Annotated in this window: 13 protein-coding genes; 12 read left to right on the top strand and 1 reads right to left on the bottom strand. The window is 41.2% G+C overall.

Annotated features, from left to right (window positions below):
• Positions 1 to 17 precede the first annotated feature (17 nt).
• The 4 genes from EM4838_RS13735 (at position 18) to tkt (ending at position 4,756) form a co-directional block, all read left to right on the top strand.
• Positions 18 to 1,118 carry a PTS fructose transporter subunit IIC gene (locus EM4838_RS13735; protein WP_071867926.1) on the top strand — a complete coding sequence of 367 codons (1,101 nt, stop codon included), beginning with the start codon at positions 18 to 20 and terminating at the stop codon, positions 1,116 to 1,118.
• A gap of 31 nt (positions 1,119 to 1,149) precedes the next feature.
• On the top strand, positions 1,150 to 1,803 hold the full coding sequence (gene fsa, locus EM4838_RS13730; RefSeq protein ID WP_071867925.1) for a fructose-6-phosphate aldolase: 654 nt from the start codon (positions 1,150 to 1,152) through the stop codon (positions 1,801 to 1,803).
• A complete protein-coding gene (gene alsE / locus EM4838_RS13725) occupies positions 1,804 to 2,493 on the top strand; it encodes a D-allulose 6-phosphate 3-epimerase (protein ID WP_071867924.1) in 690 nt (229 codons plus the stop codon).
• Positions 2,494 to 2,761: 268 nt separating this feature from the next.
• Positions 2,762 to 4,756 (top strand): transketolase, encoded by a 1,995-nt coding sequence (tkt, locus tag EM4838_RS13720; RefSeq protein ID WP_100917286.1) that lies wholly within the window; start codon positions 2,762 to 2,764, stop codon positions 4,754 to 4,756.
• A gap of 126 nt (positions 4,757 to 4,882) precedes the next feature.
• Here the strand turns inward: tkt and EM4838_RS13715 are convergent, their stop codons facing one another.
• Complete coding sequence (locus EM4838_RS13715; RefSeq protein WP_071866494.1) at positions 4,883 to 6,034, bottom strand: ROK family transcriptional regulator; 1,152 nt, start codon at positions 6,032 to 6,034, stop codon at positions 4,883 to 4,885.
• 258 nt (positions 6,035 to 6,292) lie between these two features.
• Between EM4838_RS13715 and xylA the strand changes: the two genes are divergently transcribed.
• The 8 genes from xylA (at position 6,293) to EM4838_RS13675 (ending at position 16,934) form a co-directional block, all read left to right on the top strand.
• Positions 6,293 to 7,600, top strand: a complete 1,308-nt coding sequence (gene xylA, locus EM4838_RS13710) for a xylose isomerase (RefSeq protein ID WP_071866495.1) — start codon at positions 6,293 to 6,295, stop codon at positions 7,598 to 7,600.
• Positions 7,601 to 7,703: 103 nt separating this feature from the next.
• Positions 7,704 to 9,320: a glycoside hydrolase family 43 protein gene (locus tag EM4838_RS13705; RefSeq protein ID WP_071866496.1), complete on the top strand. Its 1,617-nt coding sequence runs from the start codon at positions 7,704 to 7,706 to the stop codon at positions 9,318 to 9,320.
• Positions 9,321 to 9,360: 40 nt separating this feature from the next.
• On the top strand, positions 9,361 to 10,872 hold the full coding sequence (locus EM4838_RS13700) for a sugar ABC transporter ATP-binding protein (protein ID WP_071866497.1): 1,512 nt from the start codon (positions 9,361 to 9,363) through the stop codon (positions 10,870 to 10,872).
• A gap of 41 nt (positions 10,873 to 10,913) precedes the next feature.
• A complete protein-coding gene (locus tag EM4838_RS13695; RefSeq protein WP_071866498.1) occupies positions 10,914 to 11,879 on the top strand; it encodes an ABC transporter permease in 966 nt (321 codons plus the stop codon).
• 25 nt (positions 11,880 to 11,904) lie between these two features.
• Positions 11,905 to 12,954, top strand: coding sequence for a sugar ABC transporter substrate-binding protein (locus EM4838_RS13690; RefSeq protein WP_010734026.1), 1,050 nt, complete (start codon positions 11,905 to 11,907; stop codon positions 12,952 to 12,954).
• A 41-nt stretch (positions 12,955 to 12,995) separates the two neighbouring features.
• Entirely contained in the window at positions 12,996 to 14,531 is a 1,536-nt protein-coding gene (xylB, locus tag EM4838_RS13685) for a xylulokinase (protein ID WP_438745416.1), read from the top strand.
• A gap of 44 nt (positions 14,532 to 14,575) precedes the next feature.
• Entirely contained in the window at positions 14,576 to 15,190 is a 615-nt protein-coding gene (locus tag EM4838_RS13680; protein WP_192923828.1) for a ThuA domain-containing protein, read from the top strand.
• Between the two features lie 94 nt (positions 15,191 to 15,284).
• Entirely contained in the window at positions 15,285 to 16,934 is a 1,650-nt protein-coding gene (locus EM4838_RS13675) for a MutS-related protein (RefSeq protein ID WP_071866501.1), read from the top strand.
• The last annotated feature ends 227 nt before the right edge of the window (positions 16,935 to 17,161 follow it).

Raw genomic sequence — 17,161 nt, 5'->3', positions numbered from 1 at the left:
ATGGGGGAGACAAAAAAATGGAGGCAATTAAAAAGTTAAATTTAAAAGGACATTTATTGACAGCGATTTCATATTTGATTCCAATCGTATGCGGTGCCGGATTCTTAATTGCAATCGGCATGGCATTTGGCGGAACAAGTCAAGGAACACTTGTACAAGGAGAGTTTTCGATTTGGGATGCATTAGCAACGATGGGTGGTGCTGGTTTAGGATTATTACCAGTTGTGATCGCTACTGGGATTTCTTATTCTATTGCAGCTAAACCAGGGATCGCACCAGGTTTCATTATTGGTTTAACAGCAAATGCAATTGGTGCTGGTTTTATCGGTGGGATTTTAGGTGGTTACTTAGCAGGGTATCTGGTTTTAGGTATTTTAAAACATGTCAAAGTACCAAAATGGGCAAAAGGATTGATGCCAACATTGATTATTCCATTTATTGCTTCAATTGTTGGTGGCTTGGTCATGGTGTATATCATTGGCGCGCCAATCGCAGCATTAACGCTATTATTAACGAATTTCTTAGATGGATTAGGCAATTCTTCCTTATTGATTTTTGGTGGTGTGATCGGCTTATTAAGTGGGATCGACTACGGTGGTCCAATCAACAAAACCGTATTTGCCTTTGTTTTGACGATGCAAGCGGAAGGGGTGAATGGCCCAATCACCGCATTGCAATTGGTGAATACAGCCACACCGATCGGTTTCGGGTTAGCTTATTTTATCGCCAAAATGTTCCGCAAGAATATCTATACAAAAGTGGAAGTAGAAACATTGAAATCAGCCGTACCAATGGGTGTCATCAATATCGTTGAAGGTGTGATTCCTTTAGTTATGAACGATATCGTACGTGGCGTAGTCGCAACAGCTATCGGTGGATTTGCTGGTGGTGCAACAACGATGATCTTAGGTGCGGATGCAACGGTTCCTTTCGGTGGTGTCTTGATGATCCCAACGATGTCTCGACCATGGGCAGGTGTGATCGCGATCTTAGTGAACGTCTTAGTTACAGCCGTCGTTTTAGCTGTGATCAAAAAGAACGTGCCGGAAGAAGAAATGGATTTAGTAGTAGAGAAAGAGGAAGAAGATATCAGTTTAGATGATATTCAGATTTTTTAAAATAAGTGCGTAAAAAAGAGGGGCAAAATCGATGAAATTTTTTCTAGATACAGCAGATGTAACAGCAATCAAAAAAATCAATGCGCTAGGTTTAGTCGATGGGGTGACAACTAATCCGACGATCATTGCCAAAGAAGGACGCGTGTTTGAAGAAGTCATCAAAGAAATCTGTTCGATCGTTGACGGACCTGTCTCAGCAGAAGTGACTAGTTTGGAAGCAGACGGTATGGTCGCAGAAGCGAAAGAAATCGTCCAATGGGCGGAAAACATTGTGATCAAGATCCCTATGACAGAAGAAGGATTGAAAGCGACGAACGAATTATCTAAATTGGGGATCAAGACCAATGTCACATTGATTTTCTCTGTGGCACAAGGGTTGCTAGCAGCAAAAGCAGGTGCGACATTTATTTCACCATTTTTAGGACGATTAGATGATACCGGAACGAGCGGGATCGAGCTTGTCGCAAAACTACGTGAAGTACTTGATACTTACGGGTTTTCTACAGAAATTATTGCAGCAAGTGTTCGCATTTCGGAACATGTGGAAAAAGCAAGTTTAGTTGGTGCACATATTGCTACTGTACCGCCATCATTGTACCAGACGTTGTGGAGCCATCCGTTGACAGATAAAGGGATTGCTCAATTCATGGCGGACTGGGAAAGCTTTCAAGGAGGGAACAAATAAATGGGAAAAGTGGAATTTTCACCTTCATTGATGACGATGGACTTAGATAAGTTCAAAGAACAAATCGAATTTTTAAATGATCATGTCGATTCTTACCATATCGATATCATGGATGGTCATTATGTACCAAATATCACGTTATCTCCATGGTTCATTGACGAGGTACGTAAAATCAGTAATCTACCAATGTCTGTGCACTTAATGGTTAAGGATCAAAGTTTTTGGGTGAATCAATTAATCGAGCAAAAGTGTGAATGGATCTGTATGCACGCCGAACTATTAGATGGATTAGCTTTTCGTTTGATCGATCAAATCCATGATGCAGGGTTAAAAGCTGGCGTCGTTTTGAACCCAGAGACACCGATCGAAGCCATCTTCCCATACATCGAATTGGTCGATAAAATCACGATCATGACGATCGATCCAGGATTTGCTGGACAACGGTTTATTGAAAGTACACTGGATAAAATCGTTGCTTTACGCGAACTCCGCGAAGAAAAAGGGTATAATTATGTGATTGAAATGGACGGCTCTTCTAACCGTAAATCCTTCAAACGAATCGATGCAGCAGGACCAGATATTTATATCGTCGGTCGCAGTGGCTTGTTTGGTTTAGATGAAAAAATCGAAAAGTCATGGGAAATCATGAAAACCGATTATGAAGAAATGACTGGGAAAACGATCGGGTAAAAAGAGGTTGTGAAAGGAGCGTTCAGCACTAAGGCATAAGTCAGGAACATCGAAAATGGCTTTTTCATTTTTGATGTTTCTGACTTATGACCGAAGTGTTGCTCCTTGAACACCGTTTATCAGAGGTCGTGAGAAAGTCGGTCACCATCGAGTAATAAGACAGGAAAATCGAGAATGCCTCATTCATTTTTGATTCTTCTGTCTTATTTTCAAAGTGAAATTTAAGGAATGGACATTATTTTATAGAAATGAACAAGGAGGAATTATATTGTTTGATAAAGTAGATCAGCTTGGTGTGAATACGATCCGTACATTGAGTGTTGATGCAGTACAAAAAGCAAATTCAGGACATCCGGGGTTACCAATGGGTGCCGCGCCAATGGCTTATGCCCTTTGGACGAAACACTTGAAAGTGAATCCGAAAACTTCTAAAAACTGGGCAGACCGTGACCGTTTTGTCTTATCTGCGGGACATGGTTCAGCGATGTTGTACAGCTTGTTGCACTTAGCAGGGTACCAAGTGACGATTGATGACTTGAAACAATTCCGTCAATGGGATTCAAAAACACCGGGACACCCTGAGGTCAACCATACGGACGGCGTCGAAGCAACGACTGGTCCTTTAGGTCAAGGGATCGCGATGGCTGTGGGGATGGCAATGGCAGAAGCGCATCTAGCAGCGACCTACAACAAAGACCAATTCAACGTCGTTGACCATTATACCTATGCGTTATGTGGCGATGGCGACTTGATGGAAGGCGTGTCTCAAGAAGCAAGTTCGATGGCTGGTCATATGAAACTTGGTAAATTGATCGTTTTATACGATTCAAACGATATTTCTTTAGATGGACCAACCTCAAAAGCCTTCACTGAAAATGTTGGCGCACGGTATGAAGCTTACGGTTGGCAACATCTCTTGGTCAAAGACGGCAATGATTTAGAAGCCATCTCAAAAGCAATCGAAGAAGCGAAAGCCGAAACAGACAAACCGACATTGATCGAAGTGAAAACGGTCATCGGATTTGGTGCACCAAACCAAGGAACTTCTGCGGTCCACGGCGCACCACTTGGCTTAGAAGGCATTCAAAAAGCCAAAGAGATCTATGGTTGGGAATACCCTGACTTTACCGTACCAGAAGAAGTGGCGGAACGCTTCCGTCAAACGATGGTTGAAGAAGGCGAAAAAGCTGAAAATGCTTGGCGTGAGATGTTCGCAGCATACAAAGCAGCGTATCCAGAATTAGCGCAACAATTCGAAGATGCCTTTGCTGGGAAATTACCAGAGAATTGGGATGCAGAGCTTCCAACATACGATGAAGGCGAAAGCCAAGCCAGTCGTGTCTCAAGTAAAGAAGTCATCCAAGAATTATCAAAAGCGATCCCAAGTTTCTGGGGTGGTTCTGCCGATCTATCCGGATCAAACAATACGATGGTCACAGCAGACAAAGACTTCACGCCTGAACACTATGAAGGCCGCAACATTTGGTTTGGTGTTCGTGAGTTTGCGATGGCATCAGCGATGAACGGGATCCAATTGCATGGCGGTACCCGGATCTATGGGGGAACATTCTTTGTCTTTGTGGATTACTTGCGACCAGCTGTGCGTTTAGCAGCGATCCAAAACACGCCAGTCATTTATGTCTTGACCCATGACTCTGTGGCAGTTGGTGAAGATGGCCCGACGCATGAGCCAGTGGAACAATTGGCTTCGGTTAGAAGTATGCCAGGTGTCCATGTCTTACGTCCGGCGGACGGGAACGAAACTCGTGCGGCATGGAAAGTAGCGATGGAATCCACAGATACACCAACGATCTTAGTCTTGAGTCGTCAAAATCTACCAGTTCTTCCAACAACGAAAGAAGTGGCAGATGATATGGTTAAAAAAGGTGCCTATGTCTTGTCTCCGGCTAAAGGGGAACAACCAGAAGGAATCTTGATCGCGACAGGTTCAGAAGTGGATCTAGCTGTTAAAGCGCAAAAAGTATTGGCGGAACAAGGAAAAGATGTCTCAGTGGTTTCTATGCCAAGTTTTGATTTGTTTGAACAACAATCCGCGGAATATCAAGAAAGTGTTTTGCCAAAAGCAGTGACGAAACGTGTTTCTATCGAAATGGCTGCTTCATTTGGCTGGGAGCGCTATACAGGGACAGCAGGGGCAATCATTGCGATTGATCGTTTCGGCGCGAGCGCACCTGGGGAAACGATCATCCAAAATTATCAGTTTACAGTGGAACATGTTGTTGAAGTGTTTGATCAATTGTAGAAGGTATTTTTGTTCTTTTACTATTTAAAATTTCAAGTTAAAGATACGAGTACTTTATTTAGATAAAATCTGCCAAACTGGAATTCAATGATTTCCGGTTTGGCAGATTTTTTTATTGATTCATGATTATTTTAATTTCAGGTGTTTGATTTCTAAAAAATGTTGGAGATTTAAGACCAATCCTCCTAGAAGTGTCGCTTTTTCGTTCAAGGAACTGTTGCGGACGACTAATTGATTCGAAAAATGATTGTGCAGATTCCCTTTTAATTGTTCGATCATATCAGGTATTTCGCGATAAAGTGAGCTATTCAAAATAATGATCGATGGGTCATAATGGGCGATCAAGTTGTTGATACCGATCGTCAAGTAGTTGATATTTTCCTCCACGACTTGTAATGCATCACGATCTTGGTTTTGAACATATTCTCGAAGGATGATGGCATTGACATAGTCCAACTTTTTTTTCTGAGCAAATCGATCGTAGCAGACTTTGTTGGCAGCGTACATTTCCAAACAACCTCGGTTGCCACAGCGACATTCCTTGCCGTCCATCACGATGATCTGATGACCGATTTCACCAGCAAAACCATGTGCACCAACCTCTAAATTCCCATTTTTGACGATTCCTGCACCAATGCCGCTGTGCATATTGATACTGACAAGATTTTCCGAATCTGAGGTAAAGCTATACTCACCTAAAGCTGCAAGATTTGCTTCATTTTCTAAATAGACAGGATAGTTTCTCAGTTTTTCAGCTATTTTACGAAAAGGAATGTGATCGAAATTGTAATGAGGGCCAAAAATTGGCTCACCTTGGTAGACAGGGCCATGCACGGCAATTGCTACCCCAATAATCCCATATTCTGTCGTCGGAAGATGTTGCTCAAATAACGTGAAGATTTCTGAAAGATATAGATGGATGGCTTCCTCATCTAATGTGATTGGCTTTTTTTGGATATGTTGGATCTCTTCCCCATCTAGATAAGTAAGGAGACCATGGATGTAATTATAGCCGATGTCAATGGAAATAGAGAGCCCAGCTTTTCCGTTATATTGAAGAATGATCGGTTTACGTCCACCGACATTACTAGATTCTCCAATGCCGGTCTCGATGACTAGTTGATCATCGATCAATTTTTTCACAATGGAGGACACAGTTGCTTTGGTTAGTCCAGTTATGGCTGAAAGCTCTGCACGGGAAAGAGCTGGTTGATTCATAATCAATTCTAAACAGAGAGACTCATTTGGGCTCCGTCGAGTATACGTTGGATTTTTCAAAGTAAATCACTTCCTATTCATTATGTAATGAGGATACGTTCTAAAGTATACTGGTAATCTCATTATTTTTCTAGTTATTTATCTATAGCTATTTCGTTTTGTAAAGTAAATAAATTAACTTCATTCGAATATAAATGCTTTGATAATAATAAAAAAATAACTTGACTATAATTATGAAAGCGTATACTATATGCTTGTTAAGTTAGTTTGTTAGATGAACTAACTAATAAAGAATGAATAAATTAGGAGGAATATGATATGAGCTATTTTCCACAAATAGAAAAAATCCAATATGAAGGAACAACGACAACCAATCCCTTTGCTTTTCGCCATTTCAATCCAGAAGAGGTAGTTGCCGGTCAAACGATGAAGGAGCATTTACGATTTGCTGTTGCTTACTGGCATACCATGACACAAGATGGCAGTGATCCATTCGGCTCACCAGTCAATCAAAGAACGTGGCTAGGTGCGACTGAAATGGAAACCGCAAAAAATCGAGTAGCGGCCTTTTTTGAGATTTTAGAAAAATTAGGTGTCGAATATTTTTGTTTCCATGATGTCGATATCGCGCCTGAAGGGAATAGTTTAGAAGAATTCTATGCAAACTTAGATGAAATCACAGATTTGATCAAGGAACAGATGGAGCGTACGGGAATCAAACTACTTTGGAATACTGCAAATATGTTCAGCCACCCACGCTACGTGAATGGGGCAGCTTCAACGAATCATGCGGATGTCTTTGCCTATGCTGCTGCTCAAGTCAAAAAAGGCTTAGACATATCAAAAAAACTCAACGGTCAAAATTATGTATTCTGGGGTGGTCGTGAAGGGTATGAAACGTTGTTGAATACGGATATGGCGTTTGAACAAGATAATATTGCACGTTTGTTCAAAATGGCGATCGCGTATAGTGAAAAAATCGGTCATACGCCACAATTCTTGATTGAACCAAAACCTATGGAACCGAGTAAACATCAATATGATTTTGATGCCGCAACGGCTTTACAATTTATTCAAAAATATGGTTTACAAGAGAAATTCAAACTGAATCTAGAGGCCAATCATGCTACGTTAGCTGGGCATACGTTTGAACATGAGATCGAAGTAGCACGGATCAACAATGCGTTAGGTTCCCTAGATGCGAATCAAGGAGATGTGTTGCTTGGTTGGGATACTGATGAGTTCCCAACGAACGTCTATGATGTCACATTGGCCATGTATGGTGTCTTAGAAAATGGCGGTATCGCACCAGGAGGAATCAATTTTGATTCGAAAGTCCGTCGTTCCAGTTTTGCCATGGAAGATCTATTCTTAGCACATATCGCAGGGATGGATACCTTTGCTAGAGGGCTGAAGGCAGCTGCGAAATTAAAAGAGAATCGCTTCTTTGATACCTTAAAAGAGAAACGCTATGCTACGTTCCAAGAGGGTATTGGGGAATCCATTGTCAACGACAAGGAAGATTTGGAAAGTTTGACTGACTATGCATTGAAGTTGAAAGATATCGAGCTGGAATCAAGCCATATCGAATATGTCAAATCTTGTTTGAATGATTATTTAGTTTAATCCAACTTATGGAGAGTCTCATTCAGTTAGCTAAGGATAGATGTCACTGACTCCTTTGGATGGTTGAAAGGGATTCTCCTAAAAAAATAGAGTGAGGTGTACGATGAAAATTAAAAATCCAGTATTAACAGGTTTTCATGCTGATCCGTCTATTGTGCGTGTGGGAGAAACATATTACATTGCCAACTCAACGTTTGAATGGTTTCCAGGCGTTCAGCTCTATGAGTCGCAGGACTTGATGAATTGGCGTTTAGTGGCACGTCCATTGGCTTCTGTCGAGATGTTAGATATGAAGGGCAATGAAGATTCAGGAGGGATTTGGGCGCCCGATCTCTCTTATGCGGATGGGAAATTTTGGTTAGTTTATACCGATGTCAAAGTGGTCAATGGAGCGTTCAAAGATTGTACAAATTATTTGACTACCGCAGAAGAGATCACTGGTCCATGGAGTCAACCGATCCGGTTGAACGGTGTCGGCTTCGATGCTTCTCTTTTCCATGATGACGATGGCCGCAAATACCTAGTTCAAATGGAATGGGATCATCGCGAATACCATCATCCATTTAATGGGATCAAATGCACCGAATATTCAGTAGAAGAGCAACGTCTACTGCCGGAAACAGGTAAGATCATTTGGAAAGGTACTGACGTGAAATTAGTGGAAGGCCCACATCTGTATAAGTTATTTGGTTATTATTATTTGTTTTGTGCAGAAGGTGGTACCGTCTATACGCACCAAGAAGTAGTGGCACGGTCAAAAACTTTAGAAGGAGCTTTTGAAAGCCAAGCAGAGACCTTTTTAACTGCCTATGACTCTCCAGAAAATCCACTGCAAAAATGCGGGCATGGTGCATTAGTCGATACACCAGAAGGCGAATGGTATTTTGCCCATTTGACTGGTCGACCGTGGCATCACAAAAATGAATCCATCCATGATCCTCGTGGCTGGTGTACATTAGGCAGAGAAACAGCGATCCAAAAAGTGACATGGTCTAAAGAATTGTGGCCAGAAATTGTTGGTGGAAAACAAGGGAGCATGGAGGTGGAAGCACCTAAAGGAGTGGCACCTCACCCTTATGAAAAACTGCCAGAAAGGACTAACTTCGAACAAAGCGAACTGCCACCACAATTTCAAACAGTACGTGTCCCTTTTACGAAGGACATCGGCATCTTGAAAGATGGAAAGCTGACATTACGAGGTGCCGGAAGTTTAGCCAATACACATGGAAACTCCCTAGTTGCTAGACGTTGGCAAGCATTTGAGTTTGAAGCAGAAACTGCATTGAGCTATTCGCCAACGACCTTCCAGCAAATGGCAGGGCTGACGAATTATTACAATTCGCAACATTGGTCAATGATCCAAGTGACTTGGCATGAAGAAAAAGGTCGTGTCATTGAACTCACTGAGAATAATCAAGGCGTATTCAAAAGTTATTTGCAGGAACAGGTCATTCCAATTCCAGAGGATGTAACAGTTGTTTATTTCAAAACGATCGTCAGAAGAGAAACTTACACATATGCTTATTCGTTTGACGGAAAAACATGGATCGAATTAGCGATCCAGTTAGACGCAAAAGTACTATCCGATGAATATGTCAACCAAACCCATGGTGGATTTTTTACGGGTGCGTTTGTGGGAATGGTCAACATCGATTACTCAGGATATGATTTGCCAGCTGTTTTTGATTATTTTGATTATCGGGAAAAGCAAAGTGAATAGGACAGTGTGGTCGCTTCAGGAGTAAGAGGGGAGATCTTTCATGGAAAAAGAACGTTTATTTTCAATGTCTAATATTGAAAAAAGTTTTGGCCCTGTCCACGTCTTGAAAAAAGCAAGACTTGAGATAAATAAAGGCGAGATCCATGCTTTTATGGGAGAAAACGGAGCCGGTAAGTCTACTTTAATGAACATTCTTGCGGGATTGATTGATAAGGACGAAGGAGAAATCATATTTGAAGGGAAAGAAATCCCTAAAATGACTCCTGACTTCGCACAAGAATTAGGGATTGCCTTTGTTCATCAAGAATTGAATCTAGCAGAAGATTTGTCTGTGGCAGAAAATATTTTTATTGGTCGTTTGCCCTATAAGAATAAGGCGCTAGGAATTGTTGACTTCAAAAAATTATATGAAGACACGCAACAATGGCTGAATCTAGTGGGATCTGCGATTTCTCCTACTACACTGGTTGCTTCGCTGTCTACTGCCAATAAACAATTAGTTGAAATTGCCAGAGCGCTTAGTTTGAATGCTAAAGTGATCATTTTTGATGAGCCGACGACTTCTTTGTCTGAAAAAGATGTCGAAGTTTTGTTTATTATCATTCGCAGATTGAAGGAAAAAGGTGTATCAAGTATTTACATCTCTCATCGGATGAAAGAGATCTTTGAATTAGGTGAACGAATCACGATCATGCGCGACGGAGAATATATCTTGACCGATGAAGTGAAAAACTTGTCTGAAGAAGCGATCATCGCTCGCTTAGTTGGGCGAGAAATCAACGATCTGTATCCGAAACAACCTACCCAATTAGGAGAAACTTACTTACAAGTTTTGAATCTTTCTGATTCTTTTGGGCGGGTGAAAAATGTTAGCTTCCAGGCAAGACGAGGGGAAGTATTGGGCTTTGCGGGGTTAGTAGGAAGTGGTCGAACCGAAACGATGCGATTGATTTTCGGTGCAGATCGAGCAAAATCTGGTGAAATCAAATTGGCGAACCAGCCGGTAGTGATCAAGTCACCGGTGGATGCGATTCGTCAAGGAATTGGACTACTAACGGAAGACCGTAAACATCAAGGCTTGTTTCTTGGTCTCTCGATCCAAGACAATATCACGATAACGAATCTAGGTGGATTTGTATTAAAACATGAATCACTTAATCAAACGGCTCATCAGTTTGTACAAGACGTGAAGATCAAGATCAGCGATATTGCGCGTCCAGTTGCCAGTCTCTCTGGTGGGAATCAGCAAAAAGTCGTTTTAGCAAAATGGTTGAATACCACAAATCAAGTATATATTTTTGATGAACCGACAAAAGGTATTGATGTGGGGGCAAAATCAGAAATCTATACGATCATCAATGAGTTGGCACGCCAAGGGAAAACGATTTTGATCGTCTCTTCAGAAATCCCTGAATTATTAGGGATCTGCGATCGAATCCATGTTTTTCGTGAAGGTGAGATTACAGGAGAAGTCGTCGTCGCTGAGTATCAGGGCAGAAAAGATGAGGCGCAAGAATTGATTATGACCTATGCTACGCTTAATGAGCATTAACGATTCTTCAGTTAGAGGATATGTAAACAAAGGAGAGAACGATGGAAAAACGAAACAAGTTAACGATCAAGTCACTTTTTATGAACTACTCTGTTTATTTAGTGTTAATTGCTTTAGTCCTATATTTTTCAATTGCAAATGCGAATTTTTTAAACACATTCAATATTGAAAATTTCTTCCAACAAATTCCACCGGTAGGCATTTTAACTGTTGCTTATGCGATGATTTTGATTTGCGGCTATGTGGATCTATCAATTGGTTATGTCGGAATGGCATCAGGAATGCTCGGTTTATATGCGGCAAATCAAGGAATGCCTGCGCCAGTCGTTGTGCTTCTAGCATTATTGACAGGGGCAATGTTAGGCGCGGTGAACGCTTTGTTGATCAAGAAATTTGATTTGCCTTCGTTTATTTTAACGTTAGGAACAAGTTATGTCATCAAAGGGATGCTCGGCTTTTTCACGGACGAACAATTTATCGGTTCCGAAAACGAGTGGTTCAATCGGTTAGCGAAAACGCCGATCGGCACGGATATGTTTAAAAGCAATGCCTTGATTTTTTTAATTATCATTATTGTATTTGCTTTTATAATGAAAAATACGCGTCTAGGAAGATATACCTATGTGGTAGGGTCAAATCAAGAAGCAGCCAGATTATCCGGTATCGATACGGATAAACATATCATCAAGATGTTTATGATTGAAGGAATGTTAGCAGCCATTGCTGGTTTGTTAATTGTTTCAAATTTAAATGGTGGCGCTTCCAAAGATGCGAATGGCTTAGACTTGTTCGCAATGGCGGCAGCTATCATGGGTGGTACATCATTTAGCGGTGGCATCGGCACGATTGGTGGAGCGGTAGCAGGTATCTTAACCTTACAAGTATTTAAAAATGGCTTGACATTGATGGGGGTAAATTCATTTTTACAAGATACAGTGACCGGTCTAGTCATTATTTTAGCAATCATCATTGATTATTTGAAACGTCGAGCAAGTCGTCAGTCATAATTACAACCTAAGGAGTGAAAAGACCATGTTAAAAAAATCATTTTGGGTCATCAGTATGTTCGTTGCGTTATTATTAGTTGGTACAGGATGTAGTACGAGTGATTCTGCGGATGCAGATAGTGAAAAGACCTTGTATTTCATTCCAATCGTAGACACCGGAGCTTATTGGAACCCCATGAAAAAAGGAGCAGAAGATGCGGCACAAGAATTGGGCTATACATTGGTCACGAAAACATCTCCTTCTGCTGAACCAAGTAAGAAAGAGAAACATATCGGCTTTATCAGAGAAGCAGTTGCCAAAAACGTAGCAGGAATCGCCATTGCACCGATTGAGAAAAAAGCGTTTGTTGATCCAATCAAAGCAGCCATGGATAAAAATATTCCAGTCATCACCTTTGATGCCGATTTAGAAAATCCAGAAGATCGGACAGCTTACGTCGGTACAGACAATGTCTCAGCTGGAAAAGAATTAGGGTTACGTGCTGCTGAAGAAATGAAGGCAAAAGGCATTACCGGCGGTTCGATCGCAATCGTTTGTGTGGACGTCGCACAACCAACTATGATCGATCGTGAAAAAGGACTGAAAGAAGGTTTTGCAGAGATCTATGGAAAAGATGCTGAGAACTTTAAGTTTTTAGCGACGATTCAAGACAATGATCAACCATCAGAATCTAAAAAACAATTAGAAGGCTACATTGCGGCGAATAGAGACTTAGTCACTGTCTTTTCATTAGGTTCAGAAGGGCCGAATGTTGGTGTGATGAGTGCGTTAGAATCTCAAGGAAAAGCAGGACAAGTGCTTCATTATGGATTTGATTATACGGACACTTGGTTAAGCGGAGTAGCGGACGAACGAATCACAGCGATTGTTGACCAAGATGCGTACCAAATCGGTTATCAAGTGATCGAGAATTTAGTGAAAGCAATCGACGGTGAAACAATTGACGCAACGATTCCGATCGATGTCAACTATGTGTTAGCGGAAGAGTTAGAAGAGTATGGAAAAGAAAAAAGTAAAGTGAAAACAGACTCAGTAGAAGATTCTTCGGTAGAAAGTACAGAAGAAACAGAATAAAAAGCGTATGTAATCAGTGGAAAGGAACAGGCGGTGTCTTGATGGAACGGACTGTTTCTTTCGCTTGTTTTTGTCGGAAAGGGGAACGATTCATGTATGTATTAGGTTTAGATCTAGGAACAAGTGCCTTGAAGGGCCTAGTGTTTGATCGAAAAGGAAAGTTAGTGGCAGAAGCAGTTGCTTCTTACCCTATGAGCAATCCGCAGATGGGGTATAGCGAGCAACAACCGGCGGATTGGCTCAAAGCAGCAGATCAAATATTGAAAGAATTATTAGAGGAAGTGACTGATCTTAAAGAGGAATTGGCAGGCATCAGTTTTTCTGGACAGATGCACAGCTTAGTTCTTTTGGATGAAGCAGATCAAGTTGTAAGACCAGCTATTTTATGGAATGATGTTCGTACGACAGCACAATGTCAACGAATCACTGAAATAATGGGGGATAAGTTGTTACAGCACACGAAAAACAAAGCCTTAGAAGGATTTACACTACCGAAAATCTTATGGGTTCAAGAACACGAACCAGCGAGTTGGGAAAAGGTTAAACACATACAATTACCGAAAGATTATTTGCGTTTCTGGTTGACCGGTTCGTATCATATGGACGATTCAGATGCGGCTGGAACGCTACTGCTGAATCAAGAAACGAAGCAGTGGGACGAAGAAATCTTAGAAGTATTTGGGATCGACCCAGCCATCTTACCTTCTTTAGTGGCTTCTACTGAAGTGGTGGGGACATTGAGAGAGGAATTAAAAGAAAGATACGGCTTTACCAAGCCAGTCAAAGTAATCGCAGGCGGTGCCGACAATGCCTGTGGCGCTGTTGGCGCTGGTATTTTAGAAGAAGGTCTGGGACTATGTTCCATCGGTACAAGCGGAGTATTCCTTCGATACGAAAAGAATGTGGACAGAGACTATCAAGGAAAGCTTCATCTCTTCCAACATGCCTCAGGCGCCGCGTATTCCATGGGTGTGACCTTAGCAGCTGGCGACAGCTTGAGTTGGTTCAAACAGCGCTTTGCTCCTAATCGTTCATTCAGCGAGTTGCTATCAGAAATCGGAAGCGTTGATGCAGGCAGTAATGGCTTATTGTTCACTCCTTATATCGTAGGGGAACGGACGCCTTACAGTGATAGCCAAATCAGAGGAAGCTTTATTGGGATAGATACGCAACACGAGTTGAAACATTTTACCCGTAGCGTGCTAGAAGGGATCACCTTCTCTCTAAAGGACTCCCAAGAGATCATGGAAGAGATGACACAACAAAAAATCGAAACAATCGTATCAGTCGGTGGCGGCGCAAAAAATCAGACGTGGCTCCAAATGCAAGCGGACATTTTCAATCGACCAATCGTTACTTTAACCACCGAACAAGGACCTGGGCTTGGTGCCGCTATGTTAGCAGCAGTAGGCTGTGGCTGGTTTACTGATTTGAACGAATGTGCAAGTGTTTTTGTTTCCTACCAATCCCCTGTGCAACCGAACCCGCAACAAGTGGAAGTTTACCAAAAGGTGTATGCGCGTTATCGTAAAGTATACGAATGTACAAAGGAAATTTGTCACATGTATGAAAAATAATAAACGAGTACCTAAGTGAAAGGAGTGTGTTCCTAGTGAAAAAAATGATCGCGTTGTTAGGCGATTCTTACCATCCGCATGATCCGTTAGTCAACTATTTTCAGGGGATCTCTAAGTACTTCCCACAAGAACTAAAGATGACTGATCTGACGATCGAGCAACTAACCAAAGCATTACATGAGCAACCTGATTTATTCCTCCTTTCAAAGGAAAATCGGTTAGCGCCCGAAACAAATGACGCTTTTTGGTTAAATGAAACATATGATCAGTTGATCACCGAGTATGTAGCGAGTGGCGGAAGCCTGATTGCCTATCATTCAGGACTTTCTAGCTACCCGATCCACTCTGCTTTTAGTGAGATGTTGCGGGGGCGCTTCCTTCATCATCCCAAACCTACAGAAGTAACCTATCGAGAACCAAACGGTAAATCTTACAAAATATGGGACGAACACTATTTCACTGAAGTAGCTATAGGAGAAACGGAAGTTCTGATGCACAGCTATTCTCACTATGGTGAATCAATCGCCGCTTGGCGACATCTGTATGGCAAAGGTAAAGTTTTTTGTATGACTCCTACACATTTTTCAGAAGGATTGCAACATGAAGGAAATCAAAAGGTACTTTTCGATGGAATCAGTTGGTGTCTAGAATCAACATGAATACGGCGAAAAAGAAGGATAGTTTTTTTTATAACTCCATTTATGTTTCCAATCAGTGCTATACTTAAAGTATTCAATAGATTGGAGAAAATTTATGAGTCAAACAGAATTTATCATGCTCCTGATCGTCGGCATCATTGGAATCTTAATTGTCTTAGAAATCAATTCGCGAAAGAAATTAAGAGCAGATGTCCGTTACAAATGGGGGAAGCTTCCATATCAAGTACGATTTGATAAGGAAGAGAGCTTAAAAGAAGCTTGGCAGACAGAAAAAAAGTTTCGTACGTGGGACAGTGAAGTCGATGACTTGACTTGGTATGACCTAGATATGTTTGAAGTATTCGAAACGGTCAATCATACGTATTCAAGTGTGGGTTCAGAAGCGCTTTATCAGCGACTGCGTAATTTTGATTTTGGACAAGATCAGCGTCTAGAAAAGTTGATTACTTTCTACCAAGAAAATCCTAAGTTGAGAGAAGAAATCCAATATCAATTTGCACGACTTGGAAAAAAAGACCGGAATTTTGCCAAACAATACTTAGCAGATGGCAAAAGCAAAAGAATTGGTCATATTGGGCTATTTGCCTTTTTAGGCATGTTACCACTCATTGGTTTAGGCTTGTTTTTACTTGGACAAGTGATCGGCATTTATATCGCGATCATTAGTGTGTTATTCAATACGGTTTATTACTTGATAAAAAAGCAAACACTCGAAACAGAACTTAATAGTATGAGCTATCTTGTTTCTACGATTTCTGCGGCGAAAAAAATTGCCACGTTTGCCACACCGTTACAAGCAGAGTTACAAAAAAATGTTCAGCCTTTAAAAGAAATCCCTAAGTTCGGTTTTTCATTTCGAGTGAAAAATGGCTCAGAAGCGGAGTTGTTTTTTGACTACTTCAATATGATGTTCATGTTGCCATTTATTTCGTATCATTTTGTCATTAGTCGATTGGAAAAGAAAACGGAACAAGCGATTCAATTATGGCAATTACTAGGAGAGTTAGAAGTAGCTGCGGCAGTGTTGAATTATCGCACTTACATGCCCTATTCTTGTCAACCAGTCTTTGCAGAAGGCGGGATCATGGCAGAGGATACGTATCATCCTCTGATTGCAGAGGCAGTCGTCAATCCAATCGATTGGCAACAGAACACATTGGTCACTGGCTCGAATGCTTCAGGAAAATCAACGTACGTCAAAAGTATTGCCATCAACTGTATCTTAGCACAAACGATCCAAACTACTTTAGCCGAATCTTTCACGATCCAACCCGGTCATGTCTTGACCTCGATGGCGATCGAAGATAATTTATTTGAAGGCGATAGTTACTTTGTTTCAGAAATCAAATCGATCAAGCGCTTATTACAGCAAGTGGAAACCAAAGAACGTTGCTATTGCTTTGTCGATGAGATCTTGAAAGGGACAAACACCATTGAACGGATCGCGTCTTCGGCAGCTATCGTGAATTGGTTGAGCGACTACCCTTCTTTAGCCTTTGTCGCAACACACGATATCGAACTGACTGAGATCTTGAAAAAAGATTGTGCCAATGTCCATTTTGAAGAGCAAGTAACTCCTGAAAAAGGAATCAGCTTTGACTTTAAATTAAAACAAGGGCCTGCAAAGACAAGAAATGCCATCGCCTTGTTAGATGTGTTGAAGTATCCTACAGCAATCGTGAAAGAGGCTCAAGCAGAAGCTGCCTTTTTTGATCAACATCGTCAATGGCGGGTAGTGGAGTAAGAAATAAGCCCAAACTGAAAGTATTTAGTTAAAAACCATCATTGATAGTGAAAACCACAGAGACGACAGAATTATTTTCTGGAAGGACTTGTGGTTTTTTCATTTTCATCTTATTGCATGGAGCTTAACGGCTTTCTCACAACCTAGATAAACGGTGTTCGAAAGCCAACTCCTTCAATAGTAAGTCAAAAATTGAAAAAATATGAGAAACTATTTTCTCAATTTCC

The sequence above is a fragment of the Enterococcus mundtii genome, from assembly GCF_002813755.1.
Taxonomy (GTDB): domain Bacteria; phylum Bacillota; class Bacilli; order Lactobacillales; family Enterococcaceae; genus Enterococcus_B; species Enterococcus_B mundtii.
Note: the sequence above shows the minus strand (reverse complement) of the source record. Positions and strands in the feature narration are given on the sequence as shown.